The 17535-nt window shown below is 65.5% G+C and carries 15 protein-coding genes and 1 tRNA gene; 7 read left to right on the forward strand and 9 right to left on the reverse strand.

The window, feature by feature from the left end; all coding sequences use genetic code 11:
• The first annotated feature begins 229 nt into the window (after positions 1-229).
• The 3 genes from ACODS9_RS18320 to ACODS9_RS18330 are packed head-to-tail and all read left to right on the forward strand — an operon-like array spanning position 230 to position 5380.
• Complete coding sequence (locus tag ACODS9_RS18320; RefSeq protein WP_489094434.1) at positions 230-2512, forward strand: ATP-binding protein; 2283 nt, start codon at positions 230-232, stop codon at positions 2510-2512.
• Between the two features lie 11 nt (positions 2513-2523).
• Entirely contained in the window at positions 2524-2985 is a 462-nt protein-coding gene (locus ACODS9_RS18325) for a response regulator (protein WP_046856306.1), read from the forward strand.
• A 10-nt stretch (positions 2986-2995) separates the two neighbouring features.
• Positions 2996-5380 (forward strand): response regulator, encoded by a 2385-nt coding sequence (locus ACODS9_RS18330; RefSeq protein ID WP_489094435.1) that lies wholly within the window; start codon positions 2996-2998, stop codon positions 5378-5380.
• Between the two features lie 54 nt (positions 5381-5434).
• On the opposite strand, the gene ACODS9_RS18335 is transcribed toward ACODS9_RS18330, so the two are convergent.
• Positions 5435-5509 (reverse strand) — tRNA-Gln (locus ACODS9_RS18335).
• Between the two features lie 291 nt (positions 5510-5800).
• On the opposite strand from ACODS9_RS18335, the gene ACODS9_RS18340 reads away from it, so the two are divergent.
• The 3 genes from ACODS9_RS18340 to ACODS9_RS18350 all read left to right on the forward strand — a co-directional run bounded on the left by ACODS9_RS18340 (position 5801) and on the right by ACODS9_RS18350 (position 7491).
• Positions 5801-6043: a hypothetical protein gene (locus ACODS9_RS18340; RefSeq protein WP_489094436.1), complete on the forward strand. Its 243-nt coding sequence runs from the start codon at positions 5801-5803 to the stop codon at positions 6041-6043.
• 63 nt (positions 6044-6106) lie between these two features.
• Positions 6107-6235, forward strand: a complete 129-nt coding sequence (locus tag ACODS9_RS18345; RefSeq protein WP_489094437.1) for a hypothetical protein — start codon at positions 6107-6109, stop codon at positions 6233-6235.
• 59 nt (positions 6236-6294) lie between these two features.
• A complete protein-coding gene (locus ACODS9_RS18350) occupies positions 6295-7491 on the forward strand; it encodes an MFS transporter (RefSeq protein ID WP_489094438.1) in 1197 nt (398 codons plus the stop codon).
• A gap of 78 nt (positions 7492-7569) precedes the next feature.
• Here ACODS9_RS18350 and ACODS9_RS18355 read toward each other — a convergent pair whose 3' ends face one another.
• A complete protein-coding gene (locus tag ACODS9_RS18355; RefSeq protein WP_489094439.1) occupies positions 7570-9384 on the reverse strand; it encodes an ABC transporter ATP-binding protein/permease in 1815 nt (604 codons plus the stop codon).
• Between the two features lie 160 nt (positions 9385-9544).
• Between ACODS9_RS18355 and ACODS9_RS18360 the strand changes: the two genes are divergently transcribed.
• Positions 9545-9724 carry a hypothetical protein gene (locus ACODS9_RS18360; protein WP_401105788.1) on the forward strand — a complete coding sequence of 60 codons (180 nt, stop codon included), beginning with the start codon at positions 9545-9547 and terminating at the stop codon, positions 9722-9724.
• 81 nt (positions 9725-9805) lie between these two features.
• Here the strand turns inward: ACODS9_RS18360 and ACODS9_RS18365 are convergent, their stop codons facing one another.
• From ACODS9_RS18365 to ACODS9_RS18395, 7 genes are all read right to left on the reverse strand, one after another.
• On the reverse strand, positions 9806-10009 hold the full coding sequence (locus tag ACODS9_RS18365) for a formate dehydrogenase subunit delta (protein WP_489094440.1): 204 nt from the start codon (positions 10007-10009) through the stop codon (positions 9806-9808).
• Entirely contained in the window at positions 10006-12882 is a 2877-nt protein-coding gene (gene fdhF / locus ACODS9_RS18370; RefSeq protein WP_489094441.1) for a formate dehydrogenase subunit alpha, read from the reverse strand. Before fdhF ends, ACODS9_RS18365 begins: the two co-directional genes overlap by 4 nt.
• Positions 12879-14423 (reverse strand): formate dehydrogenase beta subunit, encoded by a 1545-nt coding sequence (locus tag ACODS9_RS18375; RefSeq protein WP_489094442.1) that lies wholly within the window; start codon positions 14421-14423, stop codon positions 12879-12881. Before ACODS9_RS18375 ends, fdhF begins: the two co-directional genes overlap by 4 nt.
• Positions 14417-14902 carry a formate dehydrogenase subunit gamma gene (locus tag ACODS9_RS18380; protein WP_046856314.1) on the reverse strand — a complete coding sequence of 162 codons (486 nt, stop codon included), beginning with the start codon at positions 14900-14902 and terminating at the stop codon, positions 14417-14419. The genes ACODS9_RS18375 and ACODS9_RS18380 overlap by 7 nt, the downstream gene beginning before the upstream one ends.
• 254 nt (positions 14903-15156) lie before the next feature.
• Positions 15157-16314 carry a glutathionylspermidine synthase family protein gene (locus ACODS9_RS18385; RefSeq protein WP_489094443.1) on the reverse strand — a complete coding sequence of 386 codons (1158 nt, stop codon included), beginning with the start codon at positions 16312-16314 and terminating at the stop codon, positions 15157-15159.
• 2 nt (positions 16315-16316) lie between these two features.
• Complete coding sequence (locus ACODS9_RS18390) at positions 16317-17072, reverse strand: DUF1190 domain-containing protein (RefSeq protein WP_401105780.1); 756 nt, start codon at positions 17070-17072, stop codon at positions 16317-16319.
• A gap of 25 nt (positions 17073-17097) precedes the next feature.
• Complete coding sequence (locus ACODS9_RS18395) at positions 17098-17523, reverse strand: DUF350 domain-containing protein (RefSeq protein ID WP_046856317.1); 426 nt, start codon at positions 17521-17523, stop codon at positions 17098-17100.
• Positions 17524-17535 lie beyond the last annotated feature (12 nt).

A 17535-nucleotide genomic window follows, 5' to 3' on the forward strand; every position in this document is an offset into this window, starting at 1 on the left:
ATCCGGGCCGGGCAAGCCCTACCCCTCTTTGGCATTAATGAAAATGACAGAGTTGGGGGCTGTGCAGTCCATTGCGTGGATTGCGCAGGAGGGGCGTGACACGATTAAATTTTCTCGTCTGGTAACGAAACCCCTGCGCCTGGCACCTTTCAAAACAACCAGATCCCGGCAAAGCGACCGGCATTCTGATACCGTTCACCAGCAACATCCTGTGCAATACGCATGCGCCATGCGTGGACGGACCCTACAGGAGAGTCCCGTGACGACCGAACAGACCTCGCTCGAGCAGGCCATCGAGCGCTGTGCCCAGGAACCGATCCAGGTTCCGGGCAGCATTCAGCCACAGGGTTTCCTGTTGGTGCTGGACGAGACCGACCTGCGTATTCTCCAGGCCAGCGAGAATGCCGAGCGCTGGCTGGGCGTACCTGCCCGCGCGCTGGCGGGCCAGTCCTTCGCCGAGCTGGTCAGCGCCAGCTTCGACCTGCGCGCCCGCCTGGCCAACCTGCCGGACGACGAGATCTTCCCGTTTCACATCGGCGACACACGCCTGCACGACGGTGCGCCTTGGCAAGCGCCGCTGCGGGTCCTGGCCCACCGCCACGACCAGGTGCTGATCCTCGAACTGGAACCGCACCGCGGTGCTGCGCAGGGTCGCGAAAAGGACAACTACTACCCGCTGGTCCGCGCCTTCGTCAGCACCCTGCACCAGGTCACCAGCATCGACGAGTTGCTGCTGCAGTCCGTGCGCCAGATCAAACGCATCACCGGCTTTGGCCGGGTCAAGGCCTACCGCTTCGACAGCGAGGGCACCGGCACGGTCCTGGCCGAGGACGCCGACCCCGGCTACCCGAGCTACCTGGGGCTGTGCTTCCCGGCTTCGGACATCCCGCGCCAGGCCCGCGAGCTGTACCGAATCAACCGCATCAGGGTGATCGAGGACGCCAACTACCAGCCCTCGCCCCTGGTGCCGGCCAGCAATCCGCGTACCGGCAAGGCCCTGGACATGAGCTTCGCCTCGCTGCGCAGCGTATCGCCGGTGCACCTGCAGTACATGCGCAACATGGGCACCCTGGCGTCGATGTCGTTGTCCATCGTGGTCGATGACCAGCTATGGGGCCTCGTGTCCTGTCACCATGACCAGCCAAGGCCGGTGGATTTCCAGACCCGCACCGCCTGCGAACTACTGGCCAATGTGCTGTCGTTGCAGATCGAGGCCATCGAGTCCCACGACAGCACGCGCCAGCTGCTCGACTTGCGCCAGCGCATCGTGCGCATGCTCGGCTCGATGGCCGACCACGACAGTGTCAGCGATGGCCTGCTCGCCCAACCCGAAGTGATGCTGCAGTTCGCCGGGGCCTCGGGGGCGGCGATCATCAGCGCCGAGCGCTGCGACCTGATCGGCGTCACCCCGCCGGCGGCGCTGGTCAATGCCCTGGCGCACTGGCTGGCACGGCGTGACGGCGAGGCGGTGTTCCATACCGACAATGTTCACCGTGACATCGATGAGCTGCCCGAGCTGGCCCGACATGCCGCCGGGGTGATGGCAGTCGCGATCTCGCAGATTCATTCGCACTATCTTGTATGGTTCCGGCCCGAGCAGGCCCACACGGTGAACTGGGCGGGCCGGCCGGAGAAGTCTGTCGGTCCGCAGGGCAATCTCAACCCACGGCACAGCTTCGAGCGCTGGCAGCAGGAAGTGCGCGGTTTCAGTGCGCCTTGGCACCCGCTGATCGTCGAAGGCGTATTGGAGTTGCGCGGCGCGGTGCTCGGCATCGTCTTGCGCAAGGCCGAGGAGCTGGCACAGCTGGCCAACGAGCTGAAGCGCTCGAACAAGGAACTCGAAGCGTTTTCCTACAGCGTGTCCCACGACCTGCGTGCTCCGCTGCGGCACATCGCCGGCTACAGCGAACTGCTCGGCGAAATTGAGGGTGAGCAGCTCTCCGAGCGCGGCAAGCGCTTCCTCGGCCATATCGAGGATGCCGCGCAGTTCGCTGGCTCCCTGGTGGACAACCTGCTCAACTTCTCGCAGATGGGCCGTTCGGCGCTGCGCCTGTCCGACGTCGACCTCAATACCCTGGCCGACACCATCCGCACGGAGCTGGAGCCGGACTATGCCGGGCGCGACATCGTCTGGGAAATCGCCGACCTGCCCAAGGTGATCGCCGACCCGGCCTTCATCAACATGGTCCTGCACAACCTGATCGCCAATGCCATCAAGTACACCCGTGGCCGCGCCCCCGCGCGCATCGAGATCGGCGCAGTGCGTCACCGGCACGAGCTCGAGTTCTATGTGCGCGACAATGGCGTGGGCTTCGACATGGCCTATGTCGACAAGCTATTCGGCGTGTTCCAGCGCCTGCACCGCATGGAAGAGTTCGAAGGCACCGGGATCGGCTTGGCCAGCGTGCGCCGCATCATCGAGCGCCACGATGGCCGGGTGTGGGCCGAGGGCCGCATCAACCAGGGTGCCAGCTTCCACTTCACCCTGCCACTCAACCCAAAGTCTGCCTGAGGCCGGACATCATGCTCAAACCTATCCTGCTGGTCGAAGACAACCCCAGAGACCTCGAACTGACCCTGCTCGCCCTTGAGCGCAGCCAACTGGCCAACGAGGTGGTCGTGGTGCGCGACGGCGCCGATGCGCTGGACTACCTGCTGCGGCGCAACGCCTTTGCCGGACGTGACGGCGGCAACCCGGCAGTGATGCTGCTGGACCTGAAGCTGCCCAAGATCGATGGCCTGGAAGTACTCAAGGTGGTGCGCGAAACCGCCGAGTTGCGCAGCATCCCCATCGTCATGCTGACGTCCTCGCGCGAGGGGCCGGACCTGAGCCGGGCCTATGAGCTCGGGGTCAATGCCTATGTGGTCAAGCCTGTGGAGTTCAAGGAGTTCGTCACCGCCATATCCGACCTTGGCATGTTCTGGGCGGTGCTCAACGAGCCACCACCCGGTTCGCTGCGCCTGAACCGTCGCGGCAGCAACTGAGGCGGACACGATGCAGCTTACTCCGCTGAAACTGCTGATGGTCGAAGACAGCGCCATGGATGCCGAGCTGATCCTGGTGCGCCTCGAGCGCAGCGGGTTTCAGGTGCAATCACGGCTGGTGTTCGACCATGTCGGTGCCGAGCACGCCCTGGGCGAGTCCTCGTACGACCTGATCCTGTGCGATTGCGTACTGCCGAGCTCCTCCGGCGCCGATGTGCTGGCCATCGCCCAACGCCTGGCGCCACACATCCCGTTCATCTTCCTCTCCGGCATCTACGGCGAAGAGCACGCGGTGGAGATGATCCGCCTCGGCGCCACCGACTACGTCCTGAAGAAGAACCTGCCACTGCTGCCCAAGGCCGTGCGCCGGGCGCTGACCGAAGTACATGAACGCCAACGCCGACGCCGCGCCGAAGAGGCACTGGCCGAGGCGGAGGCGCGTGCCCGCATCGCCATCGATGCCGCCGGCATGGGCACCTGGGACTACCGCCCGCAGGACGGGCAGTTGGTCTGGGACGACCGCTGCAAGATGCTGTTCGGCCTGCCCAGCGACACCCGGATGACAATCGAGGTGTTCTACGCCGGCATCCACCCCGACGACCAATCCCGTGTGCGTGACGCCGTCGAGCAGGCCATGCGCCCTGATAGCGATGGCCATTACCGGGCCGAGTTCCGTATCGCGCAACCCGGCGCACTGGAACCGCGCTGGCTGCTCTCCACCGGCCAGACCCAACTCGTCGACGGCCTGTGCGTACGTTTTTCCGGGGTGCTGCAGGACATCCACCAGCAGCGCCAGGCCACCCGAGCGCTGGAGCAACTCAACGAGATGCTCGGCGAGCGGGTCGAGCGCCGCACCCGCGAGCGCGACCGCGCCTGGGAACTGTCCCAGGACCTGCTGGCGGTACTCAACAAGGACCTGACCCCAGTAGCCCTCAACCCGGCCTGGGAAGCCGCGCTGGGCTTTCCCCGTGAGCGGTTGGCGCAGATCTCGCTGCTGCAGCTGCTGCCGGAAGCCGACCAGGAAACCTTCCTCACCGAGCTGGCCGCGCTCTCCCAGGGGCGCACCAGCGCCCGCTTCGTCGGCCGCATCCTGCATGCCGAAGGCCAGCAGCGCTGGCTGTCGTGGGTGGTGGTGCCGGACGACAACCTGCTGCATGTGGTTGCCCGCGACATCTCCAGCGAACGCGAGGCGGTGCTGGACCTGGCCGAGGCCAACGAACGCCTGCGTGAACAGATCGCCGAACGCGAACGCATCGAGGCCGCGCTGCAGCAGATGCAGCGCCTGGAAGCGGTGGGCCAGCTCACCGCCGGAGTGGCGCACGACTTCAACAACCTGCTGACGGTGATCCTCACCGGTGCCAGCTTCCTGCAGAACGACCTGGACAAAGGCCTGCTGGACAAGGCACACAAGCGCCTGCAGCACATTCGCGAGGCCGGCGAGCGCGGGGCCAAGCTGACCAGCCAGTTGCTGGCGTTTTCGCGCAAGCAACGCCTGGAGCCGGTGCCGTTGAACCTCAACCGCACGCTGGCGGGGCTGGAGGAACTGCTGCGCCGCACCCTGGGTGGCAGCGTCGCAGTGCGCCTGGAGCTCGATGCTGGGCTATGGCAAGCCCTGACCGACCCGACCCAGACCGAAATGATCATCCTCAACCTGGCGATCAACGCCCGCGACGCCATGCCCGAGGGCGGGCAGCTGACCCTGGCCACGCGCAACACCCGGGTCAACACCCACCCACAACGCCCGGAGGACCCGGAGCCCGGCGAGTATGTGGTACTGAGCATCCGCGACAGTGGCTGCGGCATGAGCGAGGAAGTGCTGGCCAAAGCCTTCGAGCCGTTCTTCACCACCAAGGACATCGGCAAGGGTTCGGGCCTGGGGCTGGCGCAGGTGTTCGGCTTCGCCAAACAGATCGGCGGTGGCGTGCGCATTGATACAACGCCAGGCCGCGGCACGTTGGTCAGTGTCTACCTGCCAGCGGTGAAAGCCCGTGCCGATGCGCTCACGGCAGGCGAGGACGATGTGCGTCCGCTTTTCGCCCGAGGGACCGAGCGTCACATCCTGCTGGTCGACGACGACCATCTGGTGCGCGAGATGATCGGTGACCTGCTGCAGCGCCAGGGCTACGAGGTACACCAGGCGCACAACGGTAAGCAGGCCATGGCCCTGCTCGACGAACGCATAGACCTGCTGCTCACCGATTTCGCCATGCCGGAGTTCAATGGTGCCCAACTGGCACTGGCGGCCCGCGAGCGCTTTCCGCACCTGCCCGTGGTGTTCCTCACCGGTTACGCCCAACTGCAAGGGCTGGAGTTGCCGGGATGCCAGGTGGTGCAGAAACCGGTGCACGAACACATCCTCGCCCAGGTGCTGGCCGAGTCGCTGGAAAACAGGTAGGCAGAAACGAAAAAATCGCCTAAAGGCGATTGAGGAGAGAATACAGCTTGAAAATGGCAGGGGCGGCTGGATTCGAACCAACGCATGGCAGGATCAAAACCTGCTGCCTTACCGCTTGGCGACGCCCCTGTATCGGATCTGGCGAATGACTGATCACCGCCTCACTGACAACCCCTGGCAGCTCCGTGTGTTGCTGCTCGGGAATGGCCGGCACTTTAACAACCTTTTTTCGAGGTGGGAAGCTTTTTTTTAAAAAAAACGCAGGAAAACAGCAGGTTAGTTCTGTCAGCTCGCTTTCGAGAGGGTTCTCGCGGCGCATCCGACAACCGCTCGTCGCAATTCCACCGCCTCGCTTCAACACAATCGCATTCCTCCCTTCAAATCAGATAGAGCCCATCGGCGCATCACAAGGAGGACGCCATGCCCGTTTCCCATGACCTCTACCAGGACCTGCACTACCCACGCGAAATCGTCCAGCAGCGCCGCCAGCAAGACCCGCAGCTCGACCGTCTGCTGGACGAGTACATGGACATCGACAACCAGGTGCTGGCCGCCGAATCGATCTCGGCAGGCAACTTTGTGGAAGAAGACTTGCGCCATCTCAAGGAGCGTCGTCTGGCGGTCAAGTACATGATCGAGCGCCGACTCGAGCACAGGACCTGACCTATCGCTTTTCGCGATCATTGCTCGGCAGATGCATCGCGCCAGCAGCGCTCCGTCAACCTGGTGGATGTGCTGTACGACCTGCTGGTGATCGCCAACCAGGCCCTGGACAGAAGCCTGGGCGGCGCCATCACCGGTCTGATGAGTACACGCAGCCGCCTGGGGCAGTTGCATCAGCAGGGGCCAGCCTGAGCCAGCTTGATGAGGCCACTATTGTCTAGAGTGAAATCGGAGCAACGCCGAGATCACCCATGAACAGTGTTCCGCACTCGTGCCGCCGCCACAGCCTCGCCCTCATCCCCCGCAGCGTCTGGGCCCTGGGTTTTGTCTCGCTACTGATGGACATCTCTTCGGAGATGATCCACGCCCTACTCCCGCTATACATGGTCAGCGTACTCGGCACCTCGGTGCTGGCCGTCGGCCTGATCGAAGGTATCGCCGAGGCGACGGCGGCGTTTACCAAGGTGTTCTCCGGCACCCTCAGCGACCGCCTGGGCAAGCGCAAGCTGCTGACGGTGATCGGCTACGGCCTGGCTGCCGTGACCAAGCCGGTGTTCCCGCTAGCCCCTGGGCTGGAATGGCTGACCGCTGCGCGTTTTCTCGACCGTGTCGGCAAGGGCATCCGTGGCGCGCCGAGGGATGCGCTGATTGCCGATGTCACTCCCGCCCAACTGCGCGGCGCAGCATTCGGCCTGCGCCAGGCGCTGGATACGGTCGGGGCCTTTTTCGGGCCATTGCTGGCGATCCTGTTGATGTGGTTGACCGCGGGCCACTTCCAGACGGTTTTCTGGGTGGCGGTAATCCCCGCATTTATGGCGCTCTATGTGTTGATCGCCTTCGTTCGCGAGCCCGACAAACCCGCAGCGACAAGTGCGCGCGCCGCTCCCCTGGCATTGCGTGAGCTGACCCGGCTGGGCATCCGTTACTGGCGCCTGGTCATGCTAGCCACGCTGTTCACCCTGGCGCGCTTCAGCGAGGCCTTTCTGCTGCTGCGCGCTCAGGCGCTGGGCCTTGCGGCACTGTGGGCGCCAGCCGTGCTGGTGCTGATGTCGCTGGCATATGCACTGTCGGCCTACCCTGCCGGCGCACTCTCCGACCGGATGGGGAGACAGGGTGTGTTGATGGTCGGGCTGGCCCTGCTGGTAATGGCCGATCTGCTGCTGGCCTGGATTCCGGGCCTACCCGGCGTGGTGCTGGGAGTTACCCTGTGGGGACTGCACATGGGCTTTACCCAGGGCGTGTTCAGCGCCCTGATCGCCGACAGCGCGCCCGAGGCGCTGCGCGGGACTGCGTTCGGCGTGTTCTACCTGGTGACCGGGGTGGCGTTGCTGGCAGCAAGTGTACTGGCCGGTGGTTTGTGGGACTGGGTGGGGCATCGGGCGACGTTCATGGTGGGGGGCGGGTTCGCTCTGGTCACGCTGGCAGGACTGTGGTTTACCCGGCGATAAAGCTGGCAGGACCAATCTCATTGCCTGGACTGGCGCCATCGCGGGGCAAGCTCACTCAAGGATGCGGGCGGCCTGGAATCACGGGGTCATGGCTGACGGCTGCGGCTCCAGGAGCGACCAGCCCCCCTGCCCGTCCACCTCCAGGCGATGGGAATGGAACGCCGCCAGGGTGCTGCGGTGCCCGACGCTGACCAGCAGCGTCGCCGGCAACTGCTCACGCAGCAGCGAATACAACGCATGCTCCAGCCCTTCGTCCATCGCCGAGGTGGACTCGTCGAGGAACACCACCTGCGGCCGGTTGAACAGCACCCGGGAAAACGCCAGGCGCTGCTGTTCGCCCAGTGACAAGATGCGCGACCAGTCACGCGGCTCGTCCAGTCGCTCGGCCAGGTGGGCAAGATTGACCTGGCGCAGGGCCTGTTGCATGCGCGCATCGTCCCCAGGCGCGCCCTGCGCCGGATAGGCGATGGCAGTACGCAGGTCACCCAACGGCAGGTACGGACGTTGCGAGAGGAACAGCGCCTGCGTCCCCAACGGCCGCCTGACCTCACCGTCGGCATGGGGCCACAGGCCCGCCAGGGCGCGCAGCAAGGTGGTCTTGCCGCTGCCCGAAGGTCCCTTGATCAGCAGTGCCTGGCCGCTGTGCAGGTTCAGGTCGAGATCGGTGATCAGCGCGTGGCCGTCGGGCCGACGCACCTGCAAGCCATGGATGCCCAGCGCATGCGCCTGGTCCACGGTGGTCACCCGTGGCAACTCACTGGCCTGCTGATTGGCATCGAGAAACCCGGTCAGACGGTCGAGGGTGGCACGATACCGGGCGAAGGTGTCGTAAGACTCACGGAAGAACGACAGTGAATCCTGCACTTGGCCGAAGGCCTGGGCGGTCTGCATCACATCGCCGAGCTTGATCGCACCACTGAAAAAGCGCGGCGCCTGGAGGATGAACGGGAACACCACCGCCACCTGGCTTACACCCAGGTTGAACCCGCTGAACTTGAGGTTCCGGAATACCAGGGCCCAGGCGTTGCCAATCAAGGCGAAGAAACGCCCGAGCAAGGTGCCGCGCTCCACCTGCGCGCCCTGGTAGAAGGCGATGTTCTCGGCGTTCTCGCGCAAGCGCATGAGCGCGTAGCGGAAGTTGGCGGTGAGTTTTTCGTTGAGGAAATTCAGGCGGATCAGTGGCTGGCCGAGGCGAAAGGCGATCCAGGTGGCGATCAGCACATAGATGTAAACGGCAAACACCATCGCCCGGGGGATTTCGACGCCGGCCACGGCCAGTGGCGCCGACAGGCCCCAGAGAATGCCGGTGAACGCCACCAGCGACACCACCGCGCCAACCGCCCCCAGCGCCAGGGAAAGGGAACCGGTGACGAAGTTGTTCACGTCCAGCTCGATACGCTGGTCGGGGTTGTCCACGGGCTCTGCGAGAAACTGCCCACGGTAGTAGGCATCGCCGTGCATCCAATCGGCGGTCAGGCGCTCGGTGAGCCACACCCGCCAGCGGATGTTGAAGGCCTGGGTCACATAGAAGGTGACCAGCGAACGCAGTACATGGATGGTCGCCAGCACCGCGAACACCCCGAGCATGTACCAGAACGCCGTCTGGTCCAGGGCCTGCAAGGCGCTATAGAAACCGTTGTACCAGAACGAAAACAGCACGTTCAGGCGCACCGCGAACAACGTCAGCACCAGCAGCAGGGCGAAGGCCAGCAGCGGGCGCCAGCTGCGGCGCCAACTGAAATAAGGTCCGGCCAGGTGCCAGAACTGAGCACCCCAGCGAGTGCAGCGCACCGCCAGGAAGGCGGCGGCGATGAAGCAGCCAAGGGTGACCAACGAGGCGATCGCCAGCCAGCTCAGGCTCGCTTGCAGGGCCTGGTGCCAGTTCATGTCCATGGTGGGCTTCCGTCAGGGTGTTTTTGCGAGCGTAGCACCGGCTATTCGTTGACCCTGCGAACATGACGGACATTTCATCCAGGCCATGCGCTGCGCCAACATCTGTGCAGGACGTGTCCGGGCGCGGATAATCGCGGCACCGCCACTGCAGAACCAAGCCATGAACATTCGTCTTGCTTCGACCAATCGCTCCAATGAGCCGATGCGCCGCTTGCTGGAGCGCCAGCGCTTCGTCGCAAGCGGTGTAGTCGAAAACCTCGACGAAGGGGATCCGGAGCAGATCTATTGCTGGAGATTGGATCAAAGTGGGCGCCCGCCGGCGGCCACAGGGCACCGCTGACGCGGCGCATCGCCGGCAAGCCCGCTCCCACAACGACCGCATCAGCCTCAAGCCATGCGCCATCCTGCGGGAGCAGGCGAGCTACGCCAAAGCCTCCCGCACCTTGGGGTCGAGCCCCTCGCCTGCGTGGGCCTCGATCCACGCCAGCAACTGCCGGCGCATGGCCGGCGTCCAGAAGCTCTGCAGATGCTGCTTCACCCCCTGCACCGCCTTGGCATGATCCGGCTCACTGTCGAAGTAATGGGCGATCTGGTTGGCCATCTTCACCAGGTTGTTACTGCTCATCGGCGCACCTCCGCCTTTTCCGCCTGACGCCGCTCCTTGAGCAAGCGCCGCTGCTCGTCGCTGAAGCTCTGGTAGCGTTTCTGCCATTCCGACGGCTGGAACACCTTCACCACCTCCACAGCGGTGACCTTGTATTCCGGGCAGTTGGTGGCCCAGTCGGAGTTGTCGGTGGTGATCACGTTGGCCCCCGACTCGGGGAAGTGGAAGGTGGTGTACACCACCCCCGGCGCCACTCGGCTGCTGACCCTGGCGCGCAGTACGCTCTGCCCGGCGCGGCTGCCCACGCCCACCCAATCGCCGTCGGCGATGCCACGACTCTCGGCGTCGCTGGGGTGGATCTCCAGGCGGTCCTCGTCGTGCCAGGCGACGTTGCTGGTGCGCCGGGTCTGCGCGCCGACGTTGTACTGGCTGAGGATGCGCCCGGTGGTCAGCAGCAGCGGGTAGCGGCTGTTGACCTTCTCATCGGTGGGCACATAACCGGTGAGCATGAAGCGCCCCTTGCCGCGCACGAACTGCTCGATGTGCATGGTAGGCGTGCCGTCGGGGGCGGCGTCGTTGCATGGCCACTGCAGGCTGCCGTGGCGGTCGAGCTCGGCATAGCTGACCCGGCGGAAGGTCGGGGTCAGGCGGGCGATTTCGTCCATGATCTGCGACGGATGCTGGTAGTCCATGTGATAGCCCAGGGCGTCGGCCAAGGCCAGGGTCGCCTCCCAGTCGGCCTTGCCGGCCAGCGGTTCCATCACCTTGCGCACCCGCGAGATGCGCCGCTCGGCATTGGTGAAGGTGCCATCCTTTTCAAGGAACGAGCTGCCCGGCAGGAACACATGGGCGAACTTGGCTGTCTCGTTGAGGAAGATGTCCTGCACCACCACGCATTCCATCGCCAACAGCGCGGCGGTGACGTGCTGGGTGTTGGGGTCGCTCTGGGCGATATCCTCACCCTGGCAGTACAGCGCCTTGAAGCTGCCGTCCAGCGCAGCTTCGAACATGTTGGGTATGCGCAGGCCCGGGTCGGGCTGCAGGGTCACGCCCCAGGCCTGCTCGAACTCGGCGCGCACGCTTTCGTTGGAGATATGCCGGTAGCCGGGCAACTCGTGGGGGAACGAGCCCATGTCGCACGAGCCCTGCACGTTGTTCTGCCCGCGCAGCGGGTTCACCCCCACCCCTTCGCGGCCGATGTTGCCGGTGGCCATGGCCAGGTTGGCGATGCCCATTACCGCGGTGCTGCCCTGGCTGTGCTCGGTCACGCCCAGGCCATAGTAGATCGCCGCATTGCCGCCGGTGGCGTACAGCCGGGCGGCGGCGCGGATCTGCTCGGCAGGCACGCCGCACAGAGGGCCAAGCACTTCAGGCGCATTGTCGGGCTGGGCGACGAAATCGCGCCAGCGCGCGAAGTCCTCGGTTTCGCAGCGGGCATCGATGAAGCGCTGGTCGAGCAGGCCCTCGCAGACGATCACATGGGCCAGGGCGTTAAGCATGGCCACGTTGGTACCCGGACGCAGTTGCAGGTGCAGTTCGGCGCGGGCATGGGGCGCATCGACCAGGTCGATACGCCGCGGGTCGATGACGATCAATCGCGCGCCCTGGCGCAAGCGGCGCTTGAGCTGCGAGCCGAACACCGGGTGCGCGTCGGTGGGGTTGGCGCCGATCACCAGCACCACGTCGGCCTGCATCACCGAGTCGAAGCTCTGGGTGCCGGCGGACTCACCCAGGGTCTGCTTGAGGCCGTAACCGGTTGGCGAATGGCAGACCCGCGCGCAGGTGTCGACGTTGTTGTTGCCGAAGGCCGTGCGCACCAGTTTCTGCACCAGGTACGCCTCTTCGTTGGTGCAGCGGCTGGAGGTGATCCCACCGATCGAATCTCGTCCGTACTTGAGCTGGATGCGCCGCAACTCGCTGGCGGCATAGGTGACCGCCTCGTCCCAGCTGACCTCTTGCCACGGGTCCTCCAGGCGCTTGCGAATCATCGGCTTGGTGATGCGGTCCGGGTGCGTGGCATAACCCCAGGCGAAGCGGCCCTTGACGCAGGCATGGCCGTGGTTGGCGCCGCCATTCTTGTCCGGGACCATGCGCACCAGCTGGTCGCCCTTCATCTCGGCGCGGAACGAGCAGCCCACGCCGCAATAGGCACAGGTGGTGATCACCGCGCGCTCGGGCTGGCCGAGCTGGATCAGGCTTTTCTCGCTCAGGGTCGCCGTCGGGCAGGCCTGCACGCAGGCGCCACAGGACACGCATTCGGAGCTGAGGAAATCGTCACCGCCGGCCGCCGCCACCCGCGAGTCGAAACCGCGCCCGGTGATGGTCAGGGCGAAGGTGCCCTGGATGTCTTCGCAGGCACGCACGCAGCGGCTGCAGACGATGCACTTGCTCGGCTCGTAGTCGAAGTACGGGTTGGAAATGTCCTTGTGTTCGTCCAGGTGATTGGCGCCGTCGTAGCCATACCGCACCTCGCGCAGGCCGACCTGGCCGACGACAGTCTGCAACTCGCAGTTGCCGTTGGCCGAACAGGTCAGGCAGTCCAGCGGATGGTCGGAGATATACAGTTCCATCACGTTGCGGCGCAGGTCGGCCAGGCGTGGCGTCTGCGTGCGCACCACCATGCCCTCGCCTACAGGCGTGGTACAGGACGCCGGGTAGCCGCGCATGCCATCGATCTCGACCATGCACATGCGGCACGAGCCGAAGGCCTCGAGGCTGTCGGTGGCGCACAGTTTGGGGATGCTGGTGCCGAGCATGGCCGCGGCGCGCATCACCGAGGTGCCGGCGGGCACGCTGATCGAACGGCCGTCGATGACCAGGCTGACCTGCACCTCGCTGAGGCGTTGCGGGGTACCCAGGTCGAGGTCGCTGCCGGGGTCGAAGTAATTGATCATTGCGCGGCCTCCAGGCCGAAATCGGCGGGGAAGTGCTTGAGGGCGCTGACCACCGGGTACGGGGTCATCCCGCCCATGGCGCACAGCGAGCCGTATTGCATCGTGTCGCACAGGTCGCGCAGCAACCCCGCCTGGCTTTCGCGGTAGGCCGGGTCGGTGCTGGCGATCAGTCGGTCGACCACTTCCACGCCGCGGGTCGAACCGATCCGGCACGGCGTGCACTTGCCGCAGGATTCTTCGGCGCAGAACTGCAGGGCGAAGCGGGCCATGCCGGCCATGTTGAGGGTGTCGTCGGCCAGTACCACGCCGCCATGACCGAGCATCGCGCCAATGGCGGCGAAGGCCTCGTAGTCCAGCGGCGTGTCGAACTGTTCAGGCGGCACCCAGGCACCCAGCGGACCGCCGACCTGTGCCGCCTTGATCGGCCGGCCACTGGCGGTGCCGCCACCATAACCTTCCACCAGCTCGCGCAAGGTCAGGCCGAAAGCGCGCTCCACCAACCCACCCTGGCGGATATTGCCGGCCAGCTGGAACGGCAAGGTGCCGAGCGAGCGGCCCATGCCGAAGTCGCGGTAATAGGCCGCGCCCTTGGCCAGGATGATCGGTACCGAGGCCAGGGTGAGCACGTTGTGCACCAGCGTCGGTTGGCCGAACAGGCCCTCCAGCGCCGGCAACGGCGGCTTGGCCCGGACGATGCCACGCTTGCCCTCCAGGGACTCGAGCAGCGCGGTTTCCTCGCCACAGATATAGGCGCCCGCGCCGACCCGCACCTCGAGGTCGAAGGCCACGCCGCTGCCGGCGACATCCAGGTAACCGGCCTCGCGGGCCAGCAGGATCGCCTCGTTGAGCGCGCGCACCGCATCGGGGTACTCCGAGCGCACATAGATGTAGCCCTTGCTTGCCCCCACGGCGAGGCCGGCGATGATCATGCCCTCGATCAGCAGGAACGGGTCGCCCTCCATCAGCATACGGTCGGCGAAGGTACCGGAGTCGCCCTCGTCGGCATTGCACACCACGTACTTCTGCACAGCCGGCGCCTGGCGCACGGTGCGCCACTTGATGCCCGCCGGGAAGGCCGCGCCACCTCGGCCACGCAGGCCAGAATCGAGCACCGCCGCGACCACTTCGTCGCCGTCCAGCAAGGTGGCCTGGCGCAGCCCCTCGAAGCCACCGTTGGCGTGGTAGTCATCCAGCGACAGTGGCCGGGTGATACCGGCGCGGGCGAACAACAGACGCTGCTGGGTTTTCAGGTAGGGAATGTCCTCGACCGGCCCCAGCGCCAGCGCATGGCCGGCGTGGTCGCCCGCCAGGGCATCGAGCAGGCCCGGGACATCCTCAGGTGTGACCGGCCCGAAGCCCAGCCGGCCTTGCGCGGTGTCCAGCTCTACCAGCGGCTCTAGCCAATACAAGCCACGGGAGCTGGTACGCTTGATGCGTATCGGCAGGTTGCGCTGCGCCGCCTCGCGGGCGACCGCATCGGCCACTTGGTCGGCACCGACTGCAAGGGCCAGCGAATCACAGGAGATGCACAGGTTCAACATGCCTTCACCTCCTCTCGGCAGCTCGCCACCAGCGCCCGCAGGCGTTCCGGGGTGACGCGGGCGTGGAGCTGGCCATCAAGCTCCAACGCCGGCGAGCAGGCACAGGCACCCAGGCAGTACACCGGACGCAGGTCGAGCGCACCGTCTTCGCTGCGGCCGTGATCATCCAGCCCGAGCTGCTCGCGCAATTGCGCGGCCAGCGCCTCGGCGCCACGGCTCTGGCAGGACTCGGCGCGGCACAGGCGCAGGGTATGGCGGGCCGGCGGCGTGGTACGGAAATCGTGGTAGAAGCTGAGCACCCCGCGCACCTCGGCCTGGCTGAGGTTGAGGGCATGGGCGATCTCGGCGACGGCGATGCCGGGGATGTAGCCGGCGCCGGCCTGGATGGCGTGGAGAATCGGCAACAAGGCGCCGGGGGTGTCCTTTTCACGGGCCAGGACACGCTGGATCAACGGCAGGTGGTTCAACTCATCAGGCATACAGCAGACCTCGGCAACCCGGCCCGGCCCTGATCGCGGGCCAGTGTCCGGCGGTGTTCAGCTGCGGTGCGCCGGCCGCGTCACGGTGGCGGCAGGCCAGGCACCCTCCTTGCCTGTGGCCATGCGTCTTGCTGCGCGCGGTCCACGGGCATCCTCAGAGCATGGCAGCTATTGCGCGAAGAGGTTGTGCGCGGGCGACCCGGCGCGTCCTGAAACCGACCATTGGAGGGCCCCCGCATAGGCAGCCCTGACACTCAGTCCACGACCACATGCGGCAGGAACCGCGAGCTGTCCTTGGTGATCAGGGTGTCGTCTTCACGAATGCCGATCCCCGAGGCCAGATCACCGACCACCCAAGAACCGATCAGGGTGTAGCTGTCACCGAACTTCGGCAAAGGTGCGAAACCTTGCAGGATATACGGCGCATCATCGTAGGGCCCGTCCTCGAACACCCGCTGGTCATCGGTGGTGCGAATGTCCACATTCGCTCCCTCGCGGGAGAAATACGGCTTGCGCACCCAGCCCTTGGGCACTGGCCGCCGGGGATCTTCGTCGAGGAAGGCCGGCAACAGGTTCGGGTGGCCCTCATGCCATTCCCACAACAACGGCAGGATGCCCTTGTTGGAGATCAGCGACTTCCACGCTGGCTCGACGAACTGGGTATCGCAACCGGCGATGGCCTGGCCGAAGTCCTCGTGGAAGATATGCTCCCAGGCGTGCAGCTTGAACAGGCGCGGGATCGGTCGGCCTTCGAGGTCGACGAAACGCCCCTCGTCGTTCAGGCCGATATCCTCCAGGTCGATATGCCGGGTGCTGATACCCACGTGCCCGGCCATCTTGCGCAGGAAATCCGTGGTGCCGCGGTCCTCGATCGAGCCGCCGATGGCCGAGAAGTAGAACGGGCTTTCACGTTCGAAGGCGGCAAAAGCCCGCACCAGGTCTTCAGCCAGAGTGTTGAACTGGCTGGCATGGGCCGGCAGCACGCCGCGCTCGATCTGCTGCTCAAGCCAGATCAGCTGGAACGCTGCGGCTTCGTACAGCGAGGTCGGCGTGTCGTAGTTGGCCTCGATCAGCTTGGCCGGGCCCGTGCCGTCGTAGCTGAAGTCGAAACGCCCGTAGAGGTGCGGATGCCCCTCCTTCCACGAACGGCGCACCAAGTCGAAGAACGCCGGCGGAATCGCCAGGCGGGTCATCAGCGCTTCGCTGTCGACGATGCGCGTCACCGCGTCCAGGCACATCGCGTGCAGCTCTTGGGTGGGCGCCTCCAGGTCACGGCTGACCTGGGCCTCACTGAACTGGTAGTAACCACGCTCATCCCAGTAGCGCTCACCGTCGATGGTATGGAAGGCGAAGCCCTCACGCTCGGCGGTTGTGCGCCAATCCGGGCGCTCATCGCAGTGGACCTTGCGCATGCTCAACCGCCGAAACTGAAGCCGCCGCTGCTCTTGCCGCCCCAGCCGCTGCGCGCAGTGGCCTGGCTGCCGAAGCCGCCACGGGAGATCGACGAGGACACGCTGGAGCGGGTCGAGGTGCTGGACTTGTAGCTGCGGCCGCTGGAACTACCGGAGTAGTAGCTGGAGTAGCTGCCACCGCTCTGCTGGGCCTGGTCGGAGCGCTCGAAGCGCTTGCCTTGGTCGATCTGCTGGCCGAGTGTGGTGCTGCGGTAGCCACCGCTACTGTCACGGTACTGGTAGACCGGCTGCGAGTAGTACTGGCGATTACCGCCGCTGAGCACCTGGCCAAGCAGCAGGCCGGTCAGCAGGCCGTTGAAATTGCTGCCGCCGCCGCTGCTGGCCTGGCCGCTGTTCTCGACCTGGGCGCGGGCCGCATCGACCTGGGATTGGCTGACTTCGCCCGACACCGCCAGCTCGAAACCGCCGAGGCGCGGCATGTAGCGGTTGTCGCTGGTGACCTGGCAGTAGTCCGGCACGAAGTCGGCCTCGCAGGCAGCCTTGTCGCCATAGGTCGGGGCGATGCGGCGGTGGTCGGCCAACGCCTGCATGTAGGCATCGGAACACACGTCCACCGGCATCTTGTCATCGACACAGGCCTGGACGGTGGTGTAGTTGCTGCGCTTGCTGACCGTGTAGGTCTCCTCGGGCGCGCTGCACGCGGTGAGCGCCAGCGGCAGGGAACTGGCCAGCACCAGCTTGACGGAACTGCGTCTCATGTATGGCTCCTTGCGCGCAAACGGCTCAGACCGACGGGGTCATGCAGGCCGAATTGAGGAAGCCCACGCTGATCGCCACGGCGGCGGCGTAGATCGCGGCAGCCATCTCGCCCTTGGCGATGCGGCTGGCCAAGCCCTTGAGCACCAGGCTGGTGATGGCGAAGGCCAGCAGTTGCACCACGGCAGCGATCACCACCCAGACCACGAAATCTAGCAGGCTGACGCTGTAGGCGATGATGTTGCTGGCCGGCAGCGAGAAGCCGATCAGCGCGCCGCCCAGGGCGATGGCCGCAGCGCTGTTGTTGTCGCGGATCAGGGCGAATTCGCGGTGCGGGGTGAGGTGCGTGTAGATGAACTGGAACAGCCAGAACAGCACCAGCGCCACGCTGATGTAGAGAATGAAGCCGATCACTGCCTGGGCGTTGAGCGACATGCGAAGTGCGTCGAGCATGGTGAATCCTTG

It is taken from the genome of Pseudomonas sp. FG36 (assembly GCF_057809275.1).

Coding starts and splice junctions, on each gene's coding strand:
- ACODS9_RS18320 (WP_489094434.1), top strand. CDS start 230: ATGCGTGGACGGACCCTACAGGAGAGTCCCGTGACGACCGAACAGACC.
- ACODS9_RS18325 (WP_046856306.1), top strand. CDS start 2,524: ATGCTCAAACCTATCCTGCTGGTCGAAGACAACCCCAGAGACCTCGAA.
- ACODS9_RS18330 (WP_489094435.1), top strand. CDS start 2,996: ATGCAGCTTACTCCGCTGAAACTGCTGATGGTCGAAGACAGCGCCATG.
- ACODS9_RS18340 (WP_489094436.1), top strand. CDS start 5,801: ATGCCCGTTTCCCATGACCTCTACCAGGACCTGCACTACCCACGCGAA.
- ACODS9_RS18350 (WP_489094438.1), top strand. CDS start 6,295: ATGAACAGTGTTCCGCACTCGTGCCGCCGCCACAGCCTCGCCCTCATC.
- ACODS9_RS18355 (WP_489094439.1), bottom strand. CDS start 9,384: ATGGACATGAACTGGCACCAGGCCCTGCAAGCGAGCCTGAGCTGGCTG.
- ACODS9_RS18360 (WP_401105788.1), top strand. CDS start 9,545: ATGAACATTCGTCTTGCTTCGACCAATCGCTCCAATGAGCCGATGCGC.
- ACODS9_RS18365 (WP_489094440.1), bottom strand. CDS start 10,009: ATGAGCAGTAACAACCTGGTGAAGATGGCCAACCAGATCGCCCATTAC.
- fdhF (WP_489094441.1), bottom strand. CDS start 12,882: ATGATCAATTACTTCGACCCCGGCAGCGACCTCGACCTGGGTACCCCG.
- ACODS9_RS18375 (WP_489094442.1), bottom strand. CDS start 14,423: ATGTTGAACCTGTGCATCTCCTGTGATTCGCTGGCCCTTGCAGTCGGT.
- ACODS9_RS18380 (WP_046856314.1), bottom strand. CDS start 14,902: ATGCCTGATGAGTTGAACCACCTGCCGTTGATCCAGCGTGTCCTGGCC.
- ACODS9_RS18385 (WP_489094443.1), bottom strand. CDS start 16,314: ATGCGCAAGGTCCACTGCGATGAGCGCCCGGATTGGCGCACAACCGCC.
- ACODS9_RS18390 (WP_401105780.1), bottom strand. CDS start 17,072: ATGAGACGCAGTTCCGTCAAGCTGGTGCTGGCCAGTTCCCTGCCGCTG.
- ACODS9_RS18395 (WP_046856317.1), bottom strand. CDS start 17,523: ATGCTCGACGCACTTCGCATGTCGCTCAACGCCCAGGCAGTGATCGGC.